This window comes from Staphylococcus marylandisciuri (genome assembly GCF_025519785.1).
GTDB classification, from domain to species: Bacteria; Bacillota; Bacilli; order Staphylococcales; family Staphylococcaceae; genus Staphylococcus; species Staphylococcus marylandisciuri.
On record NZ_JAOPKZ010000003.1, the window covers coordinates 112,871 to 131,615 of the forward strand.

15 protein-coding genes and 2 pseudogenes are annotated in these 18,745 nt (G+C 35.2%); 4 read left to right on the top strand and 13 right to left on the bottom strand.

The features are described 5' to 3' along the window. The 3 genes from pstA to phoU are packed head-to-tail and all read left to right on the top strand — an operon-like array spanning position 1 to position 2,448. On the top strand, positions 1–915 hold the full coding sequence (pstA, locus tag N9R04_RS02475) for a phosphate ABC transporter permease PstA (RefSeq protein ID WP_262854926.1): 915 nt from the start codon (positions 1–3) through the stop codon (positions 913–915). Positions 916–944: 29 nt separating this feature from the next. Continuing rightward, entirely contained in the window at positions 945–1,787 is an 843-nt protein-coding gene (gene pstB / locus N9R04_RS02480; protein ID WP_262854927.1) for a phosphate ABC transporter ATP-binding protein PstB, read from the top strand. Between the two features lies 1 nt (position 1,788). Then, on the top strand, positions 1,789–2,448 hold the full coding sequence (phoU, locus tag N9R04_RS02485; RefSeq protein WP_262854928.1) for a phosphate signaling complex protein PhoU: 660 nt from the start codon (positions 1,789–1,791) through the stop codon (positions 2,446–2,448). Between the two features lie 193 nt (positions 2,449–2,641). Here phoU and pepF read toward each other — a convergent pair whose 3' ends face one another. Further along, the gene (pepF, locus tag N9R04_RS02490) at positions 2,642–4,453 is read right to left on the bottom strand and encodes an oligoendopeptidase F (protein ID WP_262854929.1); all 1,812 of its coding nucleotides are present in this window, start codon (positions 4,451–4,453) and stop codon (positions 2,642–2,644) included. Positions 4,454–4,655: 202 nt separating this feature from the next. Here pepF and N9R04_RS02495 point away from each other — a divergent pair, with 202 nt between their 5' ends. After that, positions 4,656–5,072, top strand: a complete 417-nt coding sequence (locus N9R04_RS02495) for a hypothetical protein (RefSeq protein ID WP_373316334.1) — start codon at positions 4,656–4,658, stop codon at positions 5,070–5,072. 1,978 nt (positions 5,073–7,050) lie between these two features. Here N9R04_RS02495 and N9R04_RS02500 read toward each other — a convergent pair. From N9R04_RS02500 to N9R04_RS02555, 12 genes and pseudogenes are all read right to left on the bottom strand, one after another. Further along, positions 7,051–8,310 carry an aminoacyltransferase gene (locus tag N9R04_RS02500; RefSeq protein ID WP_262854930.1) on the bottom strand — a complete coding sequence of 420 codons (1,260 nt, stop codon included), beginning with the start codon at positions 8,308–8,310 and terminating at the stop codon, positions 7,051–7,053. Between the two features lie 26 nt (positions 8,311–8,336). Further along, positions 8,337–9,602, bottom strand: a complete 1,266-nt coding sequence (locus N9R04_RS02505; RefSeq protein ID WP_262854931.1) for an aminoacyltransferase — start codon at positions 9,600–9,602, stop codon at positions 8,337–8,339. 449 nt (positions 9,603–10,051) lie between these two features. After that, positions 10,052–10,711 (bottom strand): type 1 glutamine amidotransferase domain-containing protein, encoded by a 660-nt coding sequence (locus N9R04_RS02510; RefSeq protein ID WP_262854932.1) that lies wholly within the window; start codon positions 10,709–10,711, stop codon positions 10,052–10,054. Between the two features lie 100 nt (positions 10,712–10,811). Beyond that, the gene (trpA, locus tag N9R04_RS02515) at positions 10,812–11,546 is read right to left on the bottom strand and encodes a tryptophan synthase subunit alpha (RefSeq protein ID WP_262854933.1); all 735 of its coding nucleotides are present in this window, start codon (positions 11,544–11,546) and stop codon (positions 10,812–10,814) included. Next, positions 11,539–12,768, bottom strand: a complete 1,230-nt coding sequence (gene trpB, locus N9R04_RS02520; RefSeq protein ID WP_306439793.1) for a tryptophan synthase subunit beta — start codon at positions 12,766–12,768, stop codon at positions 11,539–11,541. The genes trpA and trpB overlap by 8 nt, the downstream gene beginning before the upstream one ends. Further along, positions 12,769–13,398 carry a phosphoribosylanthranilate isomerase gene (locus N9R04_RS02525; RefSeq protein WP_262854934.1) on the bottom strand — a complete coding sequence of 210 codons (630 nt, stop codon included), beginning with the start codon at positions 13,396–13,398 and terminating at the stop codon, positions 12,769–12,771. Continuing rightward, positions 13,395–14,177 carry an indole-3-glycerol phosphate synthase TrpC gene (gene trpC, locus N9R04_RS02530; protein ID WP_262854935.1) on the bottom strand — a complete coding sequence of 261 codons (783 nt, stop codon included), beginning with the start codon at positions 14,175–14,177 and terminating at the stop codon, positions 13,395–13,397. The genes N9R04_RS02525 and trpC overlap by 4 nt, the downstream gene beginning before the upstream one ends. Next, a complete protein-coding gene (gene trpD / locus N9R04_RS02535; RefSeq protein WP_262854936.1) occupies positions 14,161–15,174 on the bottom strand; it encodes an anthranilate phosphoribosyltransferase in 1,014 nt (337 codons plus the stop codon). Before trpD ends, trpC begins: the two co-directional genes overlap by 17 nt. Next, a complete protein-coding gene (locus N9R04_RS02540; protein WP_262854937.1) occupies positions 15,161–15,751 on the bottom strand; it encodes an anthranilate synthase component II in 591 nt (196 codons plus the stop codon). Before N9R04_RS02540 ends, trpD begins: the two co-directional genes overlap by 14 nt. Beyond that, positions 15,748–17,154 carry an anthranilate synthase component I gene (locus tag N9R04_RS02545; protein ID WP_262854938.1) on the bottom strand — a complete coding sequence of 469 codons (1,407 nt, stop codon included), beginning with the start codon at positions 17,152–17,154 and terminating at the stop codon, positions 15,748–15,750. Before N9R04_RS02545 ends, N9R04_RS02540 begins: the two co-directional genes overlap by 4 nt. A 789-nt stretch (positions 17,155–17,943) precedes the next feature. Continuing rightward, positions 17,944–18,189 (bottom strand): annotated as a pseudogene (locus tag N9R04_RS11535) (zinc ribbon domain-containing protein). A 352-nt stretch (positions 18,190–18,541) separates the two neighbouring features. After that, positions 18,542–18,664, bottom strand: a pseudogene (locus tag N9R04_RS02555) (transposase); the annotation flags it as partial. Between the last annotated feature and the right edge of the window lie 81 nt (positions 18,665–18,745).

The following is an 18,745-nucleotide window of genomic DNA, read 5'->3' on the forward strand; positions in this document are numbered from 1 at the left end:
ATGACATCTTCAGCGCAATCTAGAAAGTTAATAGATAATCAGAAGGTAGATCAAAAGATTTCTAAACGCTTAATCACTAATAAATTATTGCACTACCTGTTATTGGTATGTACTTTAGTTGGACTACTCGTTCTAGCTGTATTGATTGTTGATACATTAATTAAAGGCGTAGGGCATCTCACACCACATTTTTTCACTGCATTCTCATCATCTACACCCTCTGAAGCAGGTATTAAAGGTGCGTTAGTCGGTACGATATGGTTGATGGTGACAATTATTCCCATTTCAATCATCCTCGGTGTAGGTACTGCAATTTATTTAGAAGAATACGCTAAAGATAATGCATTTACCCAAATCATTAAGGTTAGTATATCTAATTTAGCTGGCGTCCCGTCAGTTGTATTTGGTTTGCTTGGGTTAACTATATTCGTGAGAGGAATGGGATTTTCTTCATTAGGTTTAGGTAACTCAGTTATTGCTGCAGCGTTAACTATGTCGCTACTCATACTTCCAGTCATTATCGTTGCTAGTCAAGAAGCTATTAGAGCGGTACCTCAATCTATGCGTGACGCCTCTTATGGTTTAGGTGCTAACAAATGGCAAACAATTAGAAAAGTAGTGTTACCAGCAGCTCTGCCGGGCATATTAACTGGTTTCATTCTCGCTTTGTCCCGTGCTCTAGGTGAGACGGCGCCACTTATTCTAGTAGGCATTCCAACTGTATTACTTGCTCTGCCATCAAGTATTTTCGATCAGTTCCAAGCATTACCTATGCAGATTTACAATTGGGCTAAGTTACCTCAAGACGAATTTCAAAACGTTGCGTCAGCAGGTATCATTGTCTTATTAATCATCTTATTATTAATGAATGCTTTAGCCATTATTTTGAGAAATAAATTTAGTAAAAAGTTCTAAAAGCTTATACATGTTAAGGGAGAGATAGTATGACACAAACAATTTCTGAAGAAAATAAATCTCGAGTAGCACACACGCTATCCGATTTCCAACCTAAAAAAGAAAATAAACCTGCTAAAGATATTGTTTATTCTACTCAAAACTTAGACCTTTGGTATGGTGAACATCACGCACTGAAGAATATTAATCTAGATGTTGAAGAAAATACCGTTACTGCAATTATTGGTCCTTCAGGTTGCGGGAAATCAACTTATATTAAAGCTCTAAATCGCATGGTCGAACTTGTACCTAGCGTTAAGACTGCAGGCAAAATTATTTATCGTGACCAAAATATTTTTGACTCCCGTTTATCGGTAGAGAAGTTACGTACTAAAGTTGGAATGGTCTTTCAACACCCTAATCCTTTTCCTAAATCAGTTTACGAAAATATAACTTATGGCCCTAAAATGCACGGCATTAGAGATAAAAAAACACTAGATGCTATCGTAGAGAAGTCTCTTAAAGATGCAGCAATTTGGGATGAACTAAAGGATAAGTTAAACCGTAACGCGTATAGTCTATCGGGCGGACAACAACAAAGGGTATGTATAGCGCGCACACTCGCTATTGAACCGGACGTCATTCTCATGGATGAACCTACTTCAGCTTTAGATCCTATTTCAACGCTCAAGATAGAAGAGTTAGTCCAAACCTTAAAGAAGGATTATTCTATCATCATGGTCACACATAACATGCAACAGGCAGCTCGGGTTTCAGATAACACAGCGTTCTTCTTAAATGGTTATGTGAATGAATACAATGACACTGACACATTGTTCTCTCAACCAAGTGACAAAGAGACAGAAGATTACATTTCAGGAAGATTTGGATAATATGAACTCAATAAGATACCGTTATGATAAAGATATCAATAATCTGATAGGTAAATTGAGAAGAATGGGTAAGCGCGTTTATATGAATATTTACTTTTCTGTTCAGTCACTTAGTGATAAGGATCGTAGACATGCTCGCTACACCATCACTAAAGACAAAGAAATCAACTGCTTTGAAAACCAAATTAATAACGATATCATTATGCTTATTACAAAGCAACAACCTGTAGCTTCAGATCTTAGATTAATCATGGCTTCGCTGAAAATTGCCAACGATCTTGAAAGAATAGGGGATAACGCTGCGAACATAGCTTCAATACGTTTGCGAACACCTATTAAAGATCACTATGTGTTGAAGCGATTAGAAACGATGGGGCAGTTGAGTTTGCTAATGCTTGAAGATTTAAACGATGCTATAAAAGAGGAAGAATTAGCATTGATGAGTGAAATTATTGAGCGAGATTCAGATATTGATGATTTATACAAAAATATCATTAATACAACATATTTGATTGATAATGATCCTTTTGTAGCAGGCCAAGCCCACCTCGCAGCACGTCATCTAGAAAGAATTGGCGATCACATAGGTAATATAGCGAAAAATATTATTTACTTTTATACAGGCGATCACCACGAATCATATAAAAATAATCTAGATTAATAAAATCTTAAACATGATAGTGGCTATTTACTATGGTTGAAAACTTGTCATTTCTGCGTTTAAAGAGATGCCAATATATTAATAAACTCACTATAAATAGCATCTTGTTTAGTACTGATTATTTCAGTAAAACAAGATGCTATTTTTTTATTAGCGAGTATACGTATGCTAGTTCAAGACATTTATTCTAACACTAATCTATTGTTCCTAATTCTTGTGATAAGCTTTCAAGTTGATCTACTAACTTACCTATATATCTTATCGTTTCCTTTAAAGGCTGATCCGTAGTAATGTCAATACCAGAGAGTTGTGCAAGCCCCTTAGGAGAGCGACTACCACCCGCTTTTAATGTTTCAAGCCAATCATTTATTGCTGGAACACCTTCATGTCTGATACGTTGAGACATGATTGTACCAATAGTTAATCCAGCAGAATAAGTATAGGAATATAATCCCATATAGTAATGTGGTTGTCGCATCCAAGTCAACTCTGTACCTTCTGTTAATTTCACACTATCTCCATAGAACTGCTCATATATATTTCTCGTGATAGCATTTAAACTCGTCGCATTTAAAGAATCTCCATTGTCTACTTTTTTATATACCTCTCTTTGATAAGCTGCCTCTAATAAATGGATCACCATATTGTGGTAATATGTTCGAGCTATCATTGAACCGATAACCCATCGTTGAAATTGAGGATCCTTACTTTGATCTAATAAATAATTTGCCATGAGCATTTCATTCATCGTTGAGGGAGCTTCTACAAAGTAAAGAGAGGGCTCGGACTCTAGATAAGGTTGGTTATCTTGTGATAATTTGAAATGCCCTGCATGACCAAGTTCATGGGCTAATACAAACGTTTCAGCCATTTTTCCTGTCCAGGAAATAAAGACATATGAATGAGTGACGTAAGGGGAGGCACAATACGCTCCTGTTTCTTTACCTTTATTCTGAGCAAAATCAATCCAACGATTACGATAAGCCGTTTCAAGCATGTCTACATAATCTGTACCTAAAACTTTTAATGCTCCATAAATATAGTCTTTAGATGACTCAATAGAAATTTCTGGTTCATACTCTGGATCAACAGAAACTTTCAAGTCCTCAAAACGCAGTTCATCTAATTGATGGATCTCTTTAATTAAGCGTGCGTATTTCTGCATAATAGGGGCGAGATCGCTCATAATCACATCAATTTGGCGGTCATACATTTCACGTGTCACTTCTTGCTCTTCTAATAAATAATCTATAACTGAGTCATAACCACGCAAAGTAGCTTCTATTTTTTGTTGTTGCACGTGCATGTTGTAAGTTGCTGCTGTAGTGTGTTGATACTTCCGTAGTCCTTGGCTAAAATGTTTAAAACTTTTACGTCTAAATTCAGGTTCAGGATGACCTTCATATTCATTTTCAAAAGTAGCGTAATCCATAGGTATTTTATGACCATGATGTTCAAAAGATTCAAAGCTTATATCGAGCATTTTAGTAGTTCCATATAAATCAAAGGGACTTTCAAACGTAGGTCTAAAATGAGCGAGGACTTCCTCGGCAACAGGTTCTAATTGATGTCTTTTACGATTTTTAATCTTAGTGAAATAGTGGGGATAATCAGAAGTCTTTATGAGTTCCTCAATCGTTTCAATAGATAAGTTACTCATTTCAGCTTCTACAAAAGTAAGGGGGCTCGTTATCTTTCCAATAGAAGTGTTTAATTTCGCGTTTAACGTTTGAGCTGCTTCATCCGTAGCATCGACACTTAAGCGTAATTCTGCGTAATTAACTAAGCGATCTAAATTAATTAATAACTGCGAATACTCTGGCATAATTTTCATAACTTGCTCAGCATTGTTCAGCGTCCCTTTAAATTTATTCTCAAAAGTGTGGACAGCTTTAATCGTTTCATTTATAGTCTCATAGAATTCTTCATCCGTTGAAAAGACCTCACTAATATCCCATTTTTCCTCGTCGTTAACGTGCTCTCTTAATGGTAATGATGTCTGCATGCTTAACACTCCTTGATATAAGATTAAAGAAATGAATTCTCAATATATACTAATTTATCTATAGTAAAGGGAGAATCAATTCAATGTACACGTCGTGTATAATTAGATCATACTACATGTATCTACAACTGAAAATTATTCACATATGTTATATTATAAGCTAAACTTGAATTAAGTTATTATAGGAAAGGTTAGATTCTTTATGACTATCTTTGATATGCCAAATTATATGACATATACCTTGTTAGGTATGGTGGTTCTTACACTTATATATAATCTCGCTTTGAATAAGTGGATAATGCCTGCAGTTATCACTTTCGTTATATTAGGTGTAGTAGCATTCCTCATTCCTAACTTTCAACATATTTCTTATGAACCGTTATTAGGTTATGCCGCATTCTTAGGTGTTTTAAGTTTAATTATAAGTTTTTTAACATGGTTCTCTACAAGAAAGTGGCGTAAAAAACGTCGTGAGAAGAAACGTAGAAAAGAACTCAGAAAGCAGGGCGGTGTTCCAAGAGAAGATATTGAGCAATACCGACAATTTAATAATGAGAGTGACAACATTGAAAGAATATCTCGCGATAAACCATTGAGTAGATTTAAACGCCACAAATAAACTGATATATAATATCTAAGTCTTGACTCATTTCAACTACAAGTTATTGAAGGGAGCGGGACAGAAATCTAATTTGAATAAAAAGATTTCGTAGTCCCGCCACGGCAAGGATGCCTAGATTTGAAAAAAGCTTGATACAAGCGCGTTTTCAAATCAGTCATCTACTGCCAAGATGTTGAAGAGGCTGGGATTTATGTCCCAGCCTCCTTATTTATTATGGAAATAAATTTTATAGTTGATAACTAGTCATTCTATCCAGTACATTTAACCTCAGCATGATTCCTATAATTTGTAATCATGAGTTGGATTTACGAATCTCTAGTTGCATTTGCATGTTTTTTATTCTCACGGAACCTTTGCCGTCTTAATTCCTCTTTAGATAGAAACTTCTCTTTATCTTTTTCAAGCTGTTGTGGATTGTCTTCATAATACTTAATATTTCTCGAGGTCGGGACAAAAGCGTTTAGGATTTGAGCAGAACCGAACGATGAGCAAAAATTGTTTTCCAAATTTTGTCGAATCGTGAGCGTTTCTGTTGAAAATCCTGCTTTTGGGACGCCGTTAATCAGCTTCCCAGAGCACAAAAGCTTTATGTCTCAGCCTAATGAACATATCAAAAACCTCCGGCTACTTGAGTTAATAGTAATGACAACAAGGGGTGCGCTGCTAAGTGACATGCAATGATATTATATCATAATTCTTTCCAACGTATAACTTCCTATAATATATATTATGTAAACTAAAGTTAAAAAATCTCTCTGGTTAAACTATTTAACTTCGCTTTATTCTATAACTACTAACTAAAATAAATACATTCTATGTATCATATACTTAGTAAGAACATTTTTACGTAAAAGAAATTGGCTTAGTTATAACTCACTTTGAAACAATAGTTCGTCGAATTACTCATCGTTACTAAACACTTAATCTACTTAAATCATTATAGTCTGCCAAACTATAAATTTATCTTACAGTACTCTAGACGTAAGTATATCTATTTAATTATTGCAAATAACAAGACTACAATAGTTGCTTACACGCTTATCAAGCTAGTGATTAGTCGTTCATAGAAGCGAAACAAATGTGGAATAGTTATAAAAAAACGGTTAAATTGCTGTAACGTGCATTACAATCACTCATTAACCTATATGTTTGTTTACTCGATATGATAACTAACTAGCGCTTTGAGATTTGAAGCTTAATAGTTTAGTAGACGCTATATCATTTTAAAGAGTAATAATTACGATTAATGAAATAGAAGTACCAGTTATATATTTAAGTTTACATAATAATGGGAGCGGGACAGAAATCTAATTTGAATAAAAAGATTTCGTAGTCCCGCCCTGGCAAAGATGACTAGAATTGAAAAAAGCTTGATACAAGCGCATTTTCAAATCAGTCATCTACTGCCGAAATGTTGATGAGGCGAGACATTACATTATGTCCAAGCCTCTTACTCTTCATTCCATTTGAATCGTAACTAATCAGTATTCAAACTTCTATATTACCTCTACACTTTACATGTTTCTCTCATCGGTGACGCAATGCGAAATTTAACACCAGAGTATATGCTAACTTAACTAATTTAAACTAATTTATTAGAGCTATATCAATCATTTTACTTCCTCAGCTCTCCTACTCCTTCTCTTATCAGTAAATCCTCACTTCTTAAACATAACATTATTTATCTCTGATTCATTATAAATATAAGATCTGACTATATTGAAAATTAAATAGATAATAATAACACTTCATATCATGTTATGTTTTATTGCAATATTATTTATATAATAATTTAAAGTAATATTGCTAAATGGTGTAGAGCTGCTATAATTTAATCAAGGGCATAACTATAGTTTCAATCTATAGATAAGCTCTGTATATTGCTAAAAGGTCTCACAAACTTTTAGTGCACAATACCCACCCTAGAATTTTTAAAGCCGATGAGTGCATGCACCCATCGGCTTCTCTATACGAGTTACTTACCTATTTTTTCTCTAACTTTAGTTAAAGTATTGAATAACCAATACTTGCCTCTTTTAATTGGTTTATAAAAGTCGCCTATTAACTCCTCGATTTGAACATTAAATCCTCGCTTGAATCTATAAACGCCATAATCTTCACTATTCTCTGTGAAATCGCCGGATAAACCATAAAAATTATATCGACTATAGCCATGTTCTAAACAGTAATTGATCATATACCAGTGCATCATATATGGCCCCATATATTGATTGTATTTTTCAGACGAACCTCCAGAGAAATAGTTGACTTCGTAACTATTAGCAAAATACACGCCAGAAGCTAAATTTAAAATCGAACCATCCGTTTGTCTTAACTCACTGGCATTGAGTAATTCTTTCTTATCATGCGCGATTTGCTTATCTATTTCAGCAATTTTCTTCAATTGCTTTTCAGATTTATTTTCTTTTTGCATCATCTGGTCACGACGGTTCTCTTTATCATTAATTTCACCTTGAATGTTTCCAATATATTCATCTAAGTCAATATAAGCTAATGGAATTAATACTTTATCCCCATATGTATTGATAAAGTTGTAGAAATATTCATCTGTTTTAGAGACAAAGCCCGCTCTAGCCTCTGTTTCACGATACAAATCTAAGAAAATAGGGAACTCATCTTTTGCAAGAAATCTTACTTTAACACCGTATTTTATTGCTTTTTTGACATTCCGTTTTCTTTGACTATCAAAATTCTTTTTTATTGACTCTGGTGTTTTATTTTCTAAATTAAGCACGCCCATCCATCTCACTTGGCTAGAAGTGTCATACTCAGTCGTAAAACCATGATGTTCATAACCATGCGATTTAAATAAGTTGATAAGCGCATCATTCGGTCTTCTCTCAGAAAATGGATTGATATCTTTATCGTAAATTTGATATATCCAATATGGATCTAGTTTCACATAAAGGCAATTGTTCTGTTGTAAGTATTGATCTAAACCTTTTAAATAAAAATCAACTAATCCTAAATCATCATAATCCATGACAGGACCGCGGTTAGAATAATAAACATGACTACCCATAGTTGGTATTTTGGAGAATAAACTCGCTGCAATAACTTGATTGCTGTCATCTTTTACTCCTAATAATACTACTTGAAAGCCATCTCTTTCTCTCGTTGAAATATTTTCTTTCACTTGGAAGTAATGACTTTCTAATGAAGGATTACGAACAAAATTTTCATATTCTTGAACCGTTAACTCTGTAAATTTCATGTACAACTTGTCCTTTCTTCGTAAGATTAGGATTTAGTCACTTTGTTCTTTAACGTTTTAAGTAGAGTATAGACTTTATACATAGGCTTATTTATAGGTTTGATAAAGTCTCCAACATACTCTACTACATCTGCGTTGAAACCTTTCTTAAATCGAATTACCCCTGCATCCTCAGCTTCTTCTGAGAAATCACCACTGATGCCATAGAAATTATAACGGTTAATTCCATGTTCGAGAGCATAATTGATCATATGCCATTGTACGGCATAGCTACCTGCAAAATGACGATATTCATTCGCAGTTCCTCCAGCATAATAAACGACTTCATAAGGGTTTATAATAAAGAACCCTGCTGAAATAGGTAATTCGTCGCCGTGCTCTTCGCGCAATTCTGTTGCTTCAATTATCTTTTGATGATTCGCTTCAAGTTGTTGTTCGAGATTATCTTTTTTATTTTGTGACTTTTTATTATCTGGTCTTTTCTCTAGATCTTTAACAGCTTTATTAATCTCTTTTTCTAAATTTTTCTTTTCTGATTGTAGTTCTGCAATATATTCTTCAAAATTAATATAAGCAAGAGGAACGAGGGCTCTGTCTTTATAATATTTTAACCGATTATAATAAAAACTATCATCTCTATCATCAAAGTCTTTTTTCTCTGAAGTCTCCTCCATAAATGAGCGGAATATAGGTAATTCATCTTCACTTAACATTCTAATCTTAACACCGTTTTTCTTAACCTTCTTAGTATTACGCTTACGGAGACTGTCCATTCCTTTTAACACATCATTTGCCGACTTTCCTTCGAGATCAAGTACTGAGTGATGACGAATTTGGCGAACAGTATCAAAGCCCGTTAAAAATCCTTGATGTTGATATCCTAAATAGTTCATAGTATCAAATATCCAATCGTGACCGGCGTTAGCTAGAACATTACCATCATGGTCCAAGTACTGATAGCTCATATATGGATCAACTCTAAGGTATAGACCGCGATGTTGTTTTACATATTTTGTTAATTCATTGAAGAAGTAATAGACGAGTTCTTTATTATCGTAATCGATGACAGGTCCGCGATTAGAGTAGAAATACTTAAAGATTTTCATTACTGGCACCGCAGTTAAGAGACACGCTGCAATAACTTTATTGTCGTTATCTTTCACTCCAACTAAATGAGTTTCTGTGCCTTCTGCTATTTTCAAATTGTAATTACCTACCATTTGAGTAAAATGACTAGGCATTTCATCAACAAACGCTCCATACTCTGTCGCTGTTAAATTAGTAAATTTCATTTATCTTACCTCTTCTTAGTTATAATTCTCTTTATATATGTATAAATTTCAATCTTGCTCATTATACAATATTCAAGATTAAAACGAAATTAATTCACTAAGGTAAGTTCATTTACCTATTTTAAATCTTTATTATACTTCTCATTGTAACATTTAAATTTTTAAAATGTGAGTCTCACATGTACTAAACGCTAACATCACGCTAATTAACTTCTTATTGCAGTCAAATAACCGGGTATGTCTTGGATGCTTCATTAAGTTACTCAGCTATATATAAGTGAAAAAGGAGTGAGACAGAAATCAATTGATCTCAATGTCACACCCCCAAAGCAGAGCTAACTAGGATGCTTGTATACTCTTTGAAGTGCAGAGAGCTACTAGGCAGTTAATACATGTGGAATAGCTTAATTAGATAGTCATATTGATGCCTAAGCACTCTAAATTAACTTTTATCGCAACTGATCTCGGAGGGCTTCGCCGATAGCTGCGCTTGATTGAGGATTTTGGCCGGTGATAAATTGGCCATCCTGTTCGATATGAGAAGTAAAGTTATCTGCAGGTTTGAAATCCGCACCTTGATTCTCTAATTGAGTTTGTGTCAGAAATGGAACTTTTTCATCCAGCCCCATCGCTTTTTCCTCACTATCAGTAAAAGCCGTCAGAGTTACACCTTCTATAAGTGATTTCCCATTCTTATCTTTAGCTCCTACAAAAGCACTTGGGCCATGACAAACAGAAGTGATATATTTACCTTGTTCTTTAAATTGAGCAAGTAACTCTGATAATTGCTCGTTATTAGCAAAATCAAATACGGTACCATGCCCACCAGGCAGATAGATAGCATCATATTCATTCACTTTAACTAAATCAATTGAGGGTACATCTTTGATAAGGTCAACAAAGTCATTATACTTCTCTAATTCTCCATTTTGAGTGGAATTAGGATCAATAGGCACTTCTCCACCTTTAACGGATACAACATCTACTTTAATATCAGACTGAGTTAAAATTTGATACGGTTCACTTGCTTCTTCTAACCATAGTCCAGTTTCAGTTCCATCTGAGTATTGACTTGCGCTAGTTAGTACAAATAAGACTTTTTTACTCACTTGAAACACCTCTATCTAGAATTTAAATAGTTGTTATCGCTATAAGCTATACCCTGAAAAAGGATTTTCCTAACATGGATCACCTGTGAGTTCCTTTAGCTTAATTAGTTTGGTTCAAAGTATCACGTATTGATTTTAAATATTTAATTACTTCATTTTCACCATTGTCATATAGCTGTCTAACAATTTCACTACCAATGACCACACCATCTGATACAGAACTTATATCTCGTACATGATCTGGGGTGCGTATACCAAATCCTGCTACAACCGGTAGAGTTGTATAATTCTTAATTGCTTGAATACGCGCCTTTAAATCAGGATGAAACTTACCATTCTCTCCAGTAGTTGCGTTCATAGTGACGGTGTACACGAAGCCTTCTGCTTTCTCAGCTATACATTTAATGCGTTGTTCAGAAGCTGTCATAGAAATCAAGGAAATGAGCTTTACATTTCGTTTCATATTCCTTTCTTTCATTTGTTCGATTAGCTCAAATGGTAAATCAGGAACGATAACTCCATACACACCTGCTTCCTCACATGCTTTTATAAACGCCTTTTCACCATAATGATGAATAATGTTATAGTAGGTCATTAGAACATATTTTGAAGAAATTTCATTTTTATGTTTTTTCAATTCTGTAAACAAATAATCTGCATTGACGCCTTCTTTTATAGCCTTACAACCAGCCTCCATTATTGTAGGACCATCAGCAACTGGATCTGAAAAGGGAATACCAATTTCAATTATATCTGCTCCATTATCGCTCAACAGTTGAATATTTTTCATGAGATTTTTATTTCCCATAATATAGGGGATAAATAATTTACTCATTATGATTTTCCTCCCTTCCTTGAATATAATTTCGGATCGTCTCCATATCTTTGTCACCTCGTCCAGATACGGTAACCACTATAATTTCTTCAGAGGACATTTGAGGCGCTAATTTCTCTACATAACTAAGCGCGTGAGCACTTTCTATAGCTGGGATTATCCCTTCTGCTTGAGTAAAGTTCTGTAAAGCTTCCATCGCTTCTTCATCAGTTGCTGATACATAATTCACTCTACCTAGCTCATGGTAGTAAGAATGCTCAGGTCCTACACCCGGATAATCTAGGCCGGCTGAAATAGAATGTGCTAACTGGATTTGTCCGTCATCGCTTTGTAGTAAATACATTTTTGAGCCGTGTAGTACACCTGGACGACCTTTCGTTAATGCCAACGCATGGCGGTTACTATGCTCACCTTCACCTGCTGCTTCTACGCCATACAACTTTACATCTTCTTTAATAAAGGGGTAGAATGTACCCGCAGCATTCGAACCGCCACCTATACAAGCCAAAATCGCATCGGGTAAACGCCCTTCTCTCTCAACGATTTGTGCTTTAATCTCTTGTCCTATAACGCTTTGAAAGTCTCTTACCATCGTTGGAAATGGATCTGGCCCCATCACTGATCCCAACAAATAATGCGTATCATCTACGTGACTGACCCAATACTGCAACGCTTTATTAACTGCGTCCGACAGTGTGCCTTGCCCTTCAGTCACTGAGACAACTTTAGCACCAAGCAATTCCATTCTAAATACATTGAGAGCTTGACGCTTAATATCCTCAGCCCCCATGAAGACAACGAGCTCCATGTCGAATAAAGCTGCTACCGTTGCACTAGCTACACCGTGTTGACCTGCTCCAGTTTCTGCAACTAATTTCTTTTTCCCCATTCGTCTAGCCAGAAGAGCTTGCCCTAAAGCATTATTAATCTTATGAGCACCTGTGTGATTTAAATCTTCTCTTTTAAGATAGATTTTTGCACCACCCAAATGTTCCGAATAAGATTTCGCATAGGTTAATGGAGTTGATCTACCGACATACTCTTTTAAGTAATAATTAAAATCTTTTTGAAATTCAGGGTCTTCTTTTGCTTCTAGATAACTTTTTTTCAACTCATTAACGGCTGGTATTAGCGTTTCAGGTACAAACTGACCCCCAAAATCTCCAAAGAAACCTAACTCATCTACTTCAGTTTTAATATTAATAAACTCACTCGATTTCATTTATTTCACTCCTTTGACTTGTTCGATTATTTTTATCATTTTATTTTTATCTTTACAGCCCTTTGTTTCAATACCACTAGCTATGTCATAGCCTGCATGTGATAAGTGCATCTCTTCGATTAACTTAATTTTGTCTTCATTGATTCCACCAGCTATAAGAAACGGAGTATCATTTAATTCATTAAGGATATTCCAATCAAAACTTTTACCACTGCCTCCGTAATGTTTGGAAGGTGTATCAATGATAAATAAATCAACGTAGTTCTGATAAAACGCAACTTTACTCTTAATGTTTTTGTAACTTGTGGCACTAATTGCTTTTATAATCTTTACGTGAGAGTATCGTTTTCGTATATATTGAACACATTCAACGCTCTCTTCTCCATGAAGCTGTATAGTAGTTAAATCAGTTTCATTAACAAGCTGATCTATTGTACTCATCGTAGGGTTTACAACCACAACTATTTTATCGATATGTTTCGGAAGCTGTAGCATCAATTTTTTTATTTCACCTACCGATACGTATCGTTTACTGTTTTTATAATGAATGAATCCCACCATATCTATGTCTAAAGATTTAACTTTTTCTATATCCGCTAAGGAAGTAAAACCACAAAATTTTACTATCATCGTTTCACCTTCTGAAGTTGTAAGCTCGGTAAGAAGTCTTCTAAATTTTCACATTTCATTAGGGCTTCACCAATTAACACGCCATTTATCCCCGAATTGATAATCTTATGAACATCGTCAGAGGATTTAATTCCACTTTCTGATATATAACAGCAGTTCTGCATATTATCTTTTAAAATGTTATTCGTTTGTTCTATATTTATTGAGAAATTGTGTAAATCTCGGTTATTTACACCGATTATTTCCGGTTGCAAATCATGTGCACGTTCCAACTCTTTCTCATCATGAACTTCAACTAATACTTCTAGACCTTTCTCTGTCGCGTAATTATATAGTGCTTTAAGCTGAGCATCACTTAGTATATTTACGATGAGTAATATGATTGAAGCACCTGCTTTTTTTGCTACATCGATTTGAATAGGTTCTATAATAAAATCTTTACAAAGAACTGGTAACGCAGTCTCCTCAGATAAACTCTGTAAGCGTTCAAAGCTTCCTCCGAAATATGCTTCATCTGTTAATATTGAAATAGCACTAGCTCCATAACGCTCATAAGCTCGAACATGAGCACTTAAATTTCTTGCGGGTAGCGTCTTAACGCTAGGACTTTTGGACTTAATTTCAGCTATTATATTTATAGTGTTAGAATTTCTAATCCTATTTAAGAAAGGTTTTTTGTACTTTATATCCACATCTCTTAAAGTAGTTAATTTCTTGCTATAATAACCCTCTCGAATTAATTCTTCTTTGTAGGAAACAATCTCATCTAATATAGTCATAACTTTTCCCCTTTAACTGTAAATATTTTTCGTAAGCTTTACCTTCAAAAATAATTTTACGTGCTAGATTAACCCCTTCTATAATTGTCGGTACTTTTTCTGCTACATATAAGGCTAACGCTGCATTGAGCAACACTACATCTAACTTAGCTGACTGTTCTTCCCCTTTTAAAATGCTTTCAGAAATTAAACGATTCTCTTCAGGCGTGCCACCTATCAATTCAGAGTTACTAGCTGGCTCTAACCCTACCTCCTCAGCCTTCACTGTATAGGATCTAAGCACATCATTTTCTGATATTTCATAGACGATATTCTCCCCTGCTAAAGTAGCCTCATCCATGCCTCCCGCTCCGTGAACTACAATTGCTCGTCTCCTCCCTAAATCCTTGAGCGTCTGAGCAATCTGCGGTAAGTACCTAGCTTGATAGACACCCATCATCTGATAATCGAGATTGAAAGGATTAATTAAAGGGCCGGTAATATTAAAAATAGTTGGAGAATTTATTAGCTTTCTTACCGATTGAAGTCGTTTCATAATAGGAAAAGTCTCTGTTGCACTTAAGAACGCAAGATGATGCGCTTCAATCTGCTTTGATACTTCTTTAACTTTAGAGGTCTTTATACTCATCGCCTTTAGAAGATCCGTACTTCCAGACGATGAAGTAATACCTTTGTTACCATGTTTAATTACTGGGATTTCAGCACAAGCGACGACAAAAGAAACGGTAGTAGAAATGTTAAAGCTATTGGATTTATCTCCTCCAGTTCCACATATACACATACCTTTAGGAATATATGGTTGTGGGTCGTAAGTCGTCTTAATAAGAGACCTTGTAAGGTAAGTTAACTCCTCTTGGGTTATTGGTTTGTCCGAGAACTTTTGTAAGTAAGTCGCTTTAACATCCTCGTCCTCATTTGAAAGTAACAATGTTACAAACTCAGTTATCTCTTGTTGATTAAGTGGCTTATAAGCGTTAAGTTGTTCAATTATACTCAAGTTGAGTACCCTCCTTTTGAGTGATGTTAATAAAGTTTAAAAGAATCTCCTCTCCAAACTCAGTAGCAAACGATTCTGGATGAAATTGAATACCGTAGTGCGGAAACTTCTTATGTTCAAAAGATTGTATACAATCCGATGTAGTACCAGTGATATTTAACACTGACGGAAACGTATCAGGATGACTAATTAAAGAATGATAACGCATAATTTCGAAATATTTCGGTACTCTATTAAAAAGTCTAGATTCTCCTAAGCGTTTGAACTGGTCGGTCTTTCCATGTTTAATATTTTCTCCTTGTAACACGTCACCACCGTAATAACAAGTTAGTGCTTGAGACCCTAAACATACGCCCAATATGGGTTTGCTGCTGTAAAAGTCAATAATATTAATCAAAAGATCTGTATCAAGTGGATGTCCCGGTCCTGGCGATAAGATCACACCTTCTACTTCACTCTTATCAAGTTTGAATATGTCAGGATCATCCACGTATTTCACTTCTGCTGACACGTGTTGACTCACTATATCGACAAGGTTGTAAGTAAACGAATCATAATTATCAATTATTAAAATCATGGTGTCACCTCCAGCAAACTCTTCGCTTTAAGCCTCGTTTCCTCAAGCTCTTTCTCTGGTATTGAATCGTGAACGACCCCACACCCTGCTTGTACGTCTACATAATCTTTATCAATCATCATCGTTCTAATAGCCAGTGCAAAGTCTAGATCATGAGTGCAATTGATATAACCTATCCCTCCACTATAAATACCTCGCTTTGATTTCTCTGTTTCATAAATGCGTTGGATTGCTCTCAGCTTAGGTGCTCCTGAGACTGTACCTGTAGGTAATAAGCTAGCTATTACTGACATAGGAGAGTAATCTTTCGGAAGCTCACCACTAATCTCACTAACGATGTGCATCACATGTTCGTATTTTTCGATAGTCATCAACTTTTTCATTTTGGACGTTCCTCGTTTACAAACACGATGAATATCATTTCTCCCTAAATCAACGAGCATGCGATGCTCACTCAGCTCTTTTTCATCTGAAATTAAACTTTTTTCATTTTCCAAGTCTTCTTTATGACTCTTACCTCTTTTAATCGTTCCAGCAATAGGGTTTGTAATTACCATACGATCTTCAACTTTAACAAAGCTTTCAGGTGAACTTCCGACAATAATCAGTTCGCTAAAATTCATATAATACATGTATGGGCTAGGGTTCTGCCGTTTTAAATTTTGATAAAGTTGATAGCTCAATGTCATCCTCTCCTCATTGAAACCATGTGCATATCGATAAATAATGGACGGTACAACTTGGAACATATCTCCTTTACAAATTAATTTTTTCAATCTTCTAACATTTGAAAGGAAAGCTTGAGGTTGAATATTGCTTTCAATTTGTTTTTCGTGTTGACTAAAGTGAACTGGAGCTTTAAATATTTCTATGTCTTTTAGTTTTTTTACATTTTCTTTTACCCTAGAAACTAACGCTTCCTTAGGTTCATTTGAGAAAAGATTTGTCGACACTATATATAAATATTCCTTATAATGGTCGAATACGTAGGCATCTTCAACCATATAAAAGTGAACATCATGATGAGGGTGACTCTCTAATGGATACTTTCGTAAAATAGGAAACTCATGTCTGACTAAATCAAAGCTACATGAGCCGATGAAACCACTTATAAAAGGTAGCGATCCTAATTCTTCGTCTTCTACTGAAGTTTTAAATCGATTGATAAAGTCCTTTAAGTACTCATAAGGTTGTTCGGTTATATTTAAGTGGTTATCGTTAGTATTTAGAGTTAACTTATCTTCATTGAGCATTATTTCTCCATAACTGTCGAATACAATAATTGAATAACGTCCCTTGTGCTTTGACGTATCTGCACTTTCAAGTACGATTTTCTTTTCTCTTAACCGTGCGAAAGCTTCTGGCGTAACTTCTGCGTTAAGACGTTCATAATAAACTTTCATTCTCATCATCCTCCTATAAAAAAATACGCCCTTGTAAAAACAAGGACGCTTTACATGCGCGGTACCACCTTAATTAACAAAGTTGACGTACTTTGTTCTCTTAAACGTTATTTATTTTCTTCAATAAAACCCAATTTCTGTATTAAAGTATGCTAGTTTTCATCGACCACTAGCTTTCTGACGGTACACATATAATACATACTTCATTTTATTTGCAATAGTTAATTAAAAAACCACGATAACGCGATCTATAAGGACGCGTTACCGTGGTGCCACCTTAGTTAACATATAAGTTCACTTAATAACTATATATAAAGTTGTCCACTATAGAGTCCAATTCGTTCAGCGAAACGTGCTAATTTCCATCACCCATTAGCTTTCTGTAAATTACGACAATCACTAACTACTCATCTCTATGTGTTAAAGATATTAAACTATAGACTAAATATTAACGATAGTTTAATAAATTGTCAATAGAAAGTTCAGAATAATTGCTCATCTATTATCGTATCATCAGTAATACTACTCACGTATTTAGTTTACATAATAATTTTATGAACAACAATAAGTCTAGAATTCATATGCGTACTTCATTTAACATAATAATATGAGTCATTCTGCTTACTTGATGTGAAAATTACTCACCAGTTAGCTCAACCTAACGATGCTTAGCGCTTGAAGTAGGAGCTTCTTGAGAATAGAGCGTACTTGTAAGTGTATGTCTTGCCTCACAACGGTTGCTCTTATCGACCTAGCTATCCCCACAGTTCCTATGGTTCTTGATTCTCTTTATGTTGAGTGCTGTAGTCGTAGAGCTTCCGTCAAAATATTGATACTCGCGTTGATATGTTGGTCATGGTAAACATAATAAATAGGACAAGACCATTCTCGAACTTTGAGTTTTTTCTTGCCATCATTACGTACGCACTCTGAACAGATTTGGCTTCATGGAAACCATTGATCAATCTTGATTATTTCACGTCCATACCAATCAGCTTTGTATTGTAGCTTAGTCACAAAGCTAGACCACGACACATCAGAAATTCTTTTAGCCAGTTTATGATTTCACAACGGGAGCGGGACAGAAATCTAATTTGAACAAAAAGATTTCGTAGTCCCGCCCCGGCAAGGATGACTAGAATTGAAAAAAGCTTGATACAAGCGCGTTTTCAAATCAGTCATCTACTGCCGAGATGTTGAAGGGAGCGGGACAGAAATCTAATTTGAATAAAAAGATTTCGTAGTCCCGCCCCGGCAAGGATGACTAGAATTGAAAAAAGCTTGATACAAGCGCATTTTCAAATCAGTCATCTACTGCCAAGATGCTGAAAGATGCTGGGATTTTTGTCCCAGCCTCATTCTCTCTAGTCAAAGACCGTTATGTCCCAGCCTCGGCACTTTTATAGGCATTGATGAATTGTATCAATGCTGTTTTGGGTTGTGCTTTGAACATCATATGAACATGGTCTGTATCGTGATAGCACTCAACTAGAGTCATATAATAAGAGCTGCCATTCTCACAAAAGTTGGTTTGTTATAACTTAGAACGAAATAAAAAGCGCTAAGCTTTACATGTCGGCTCTCGAGTCAC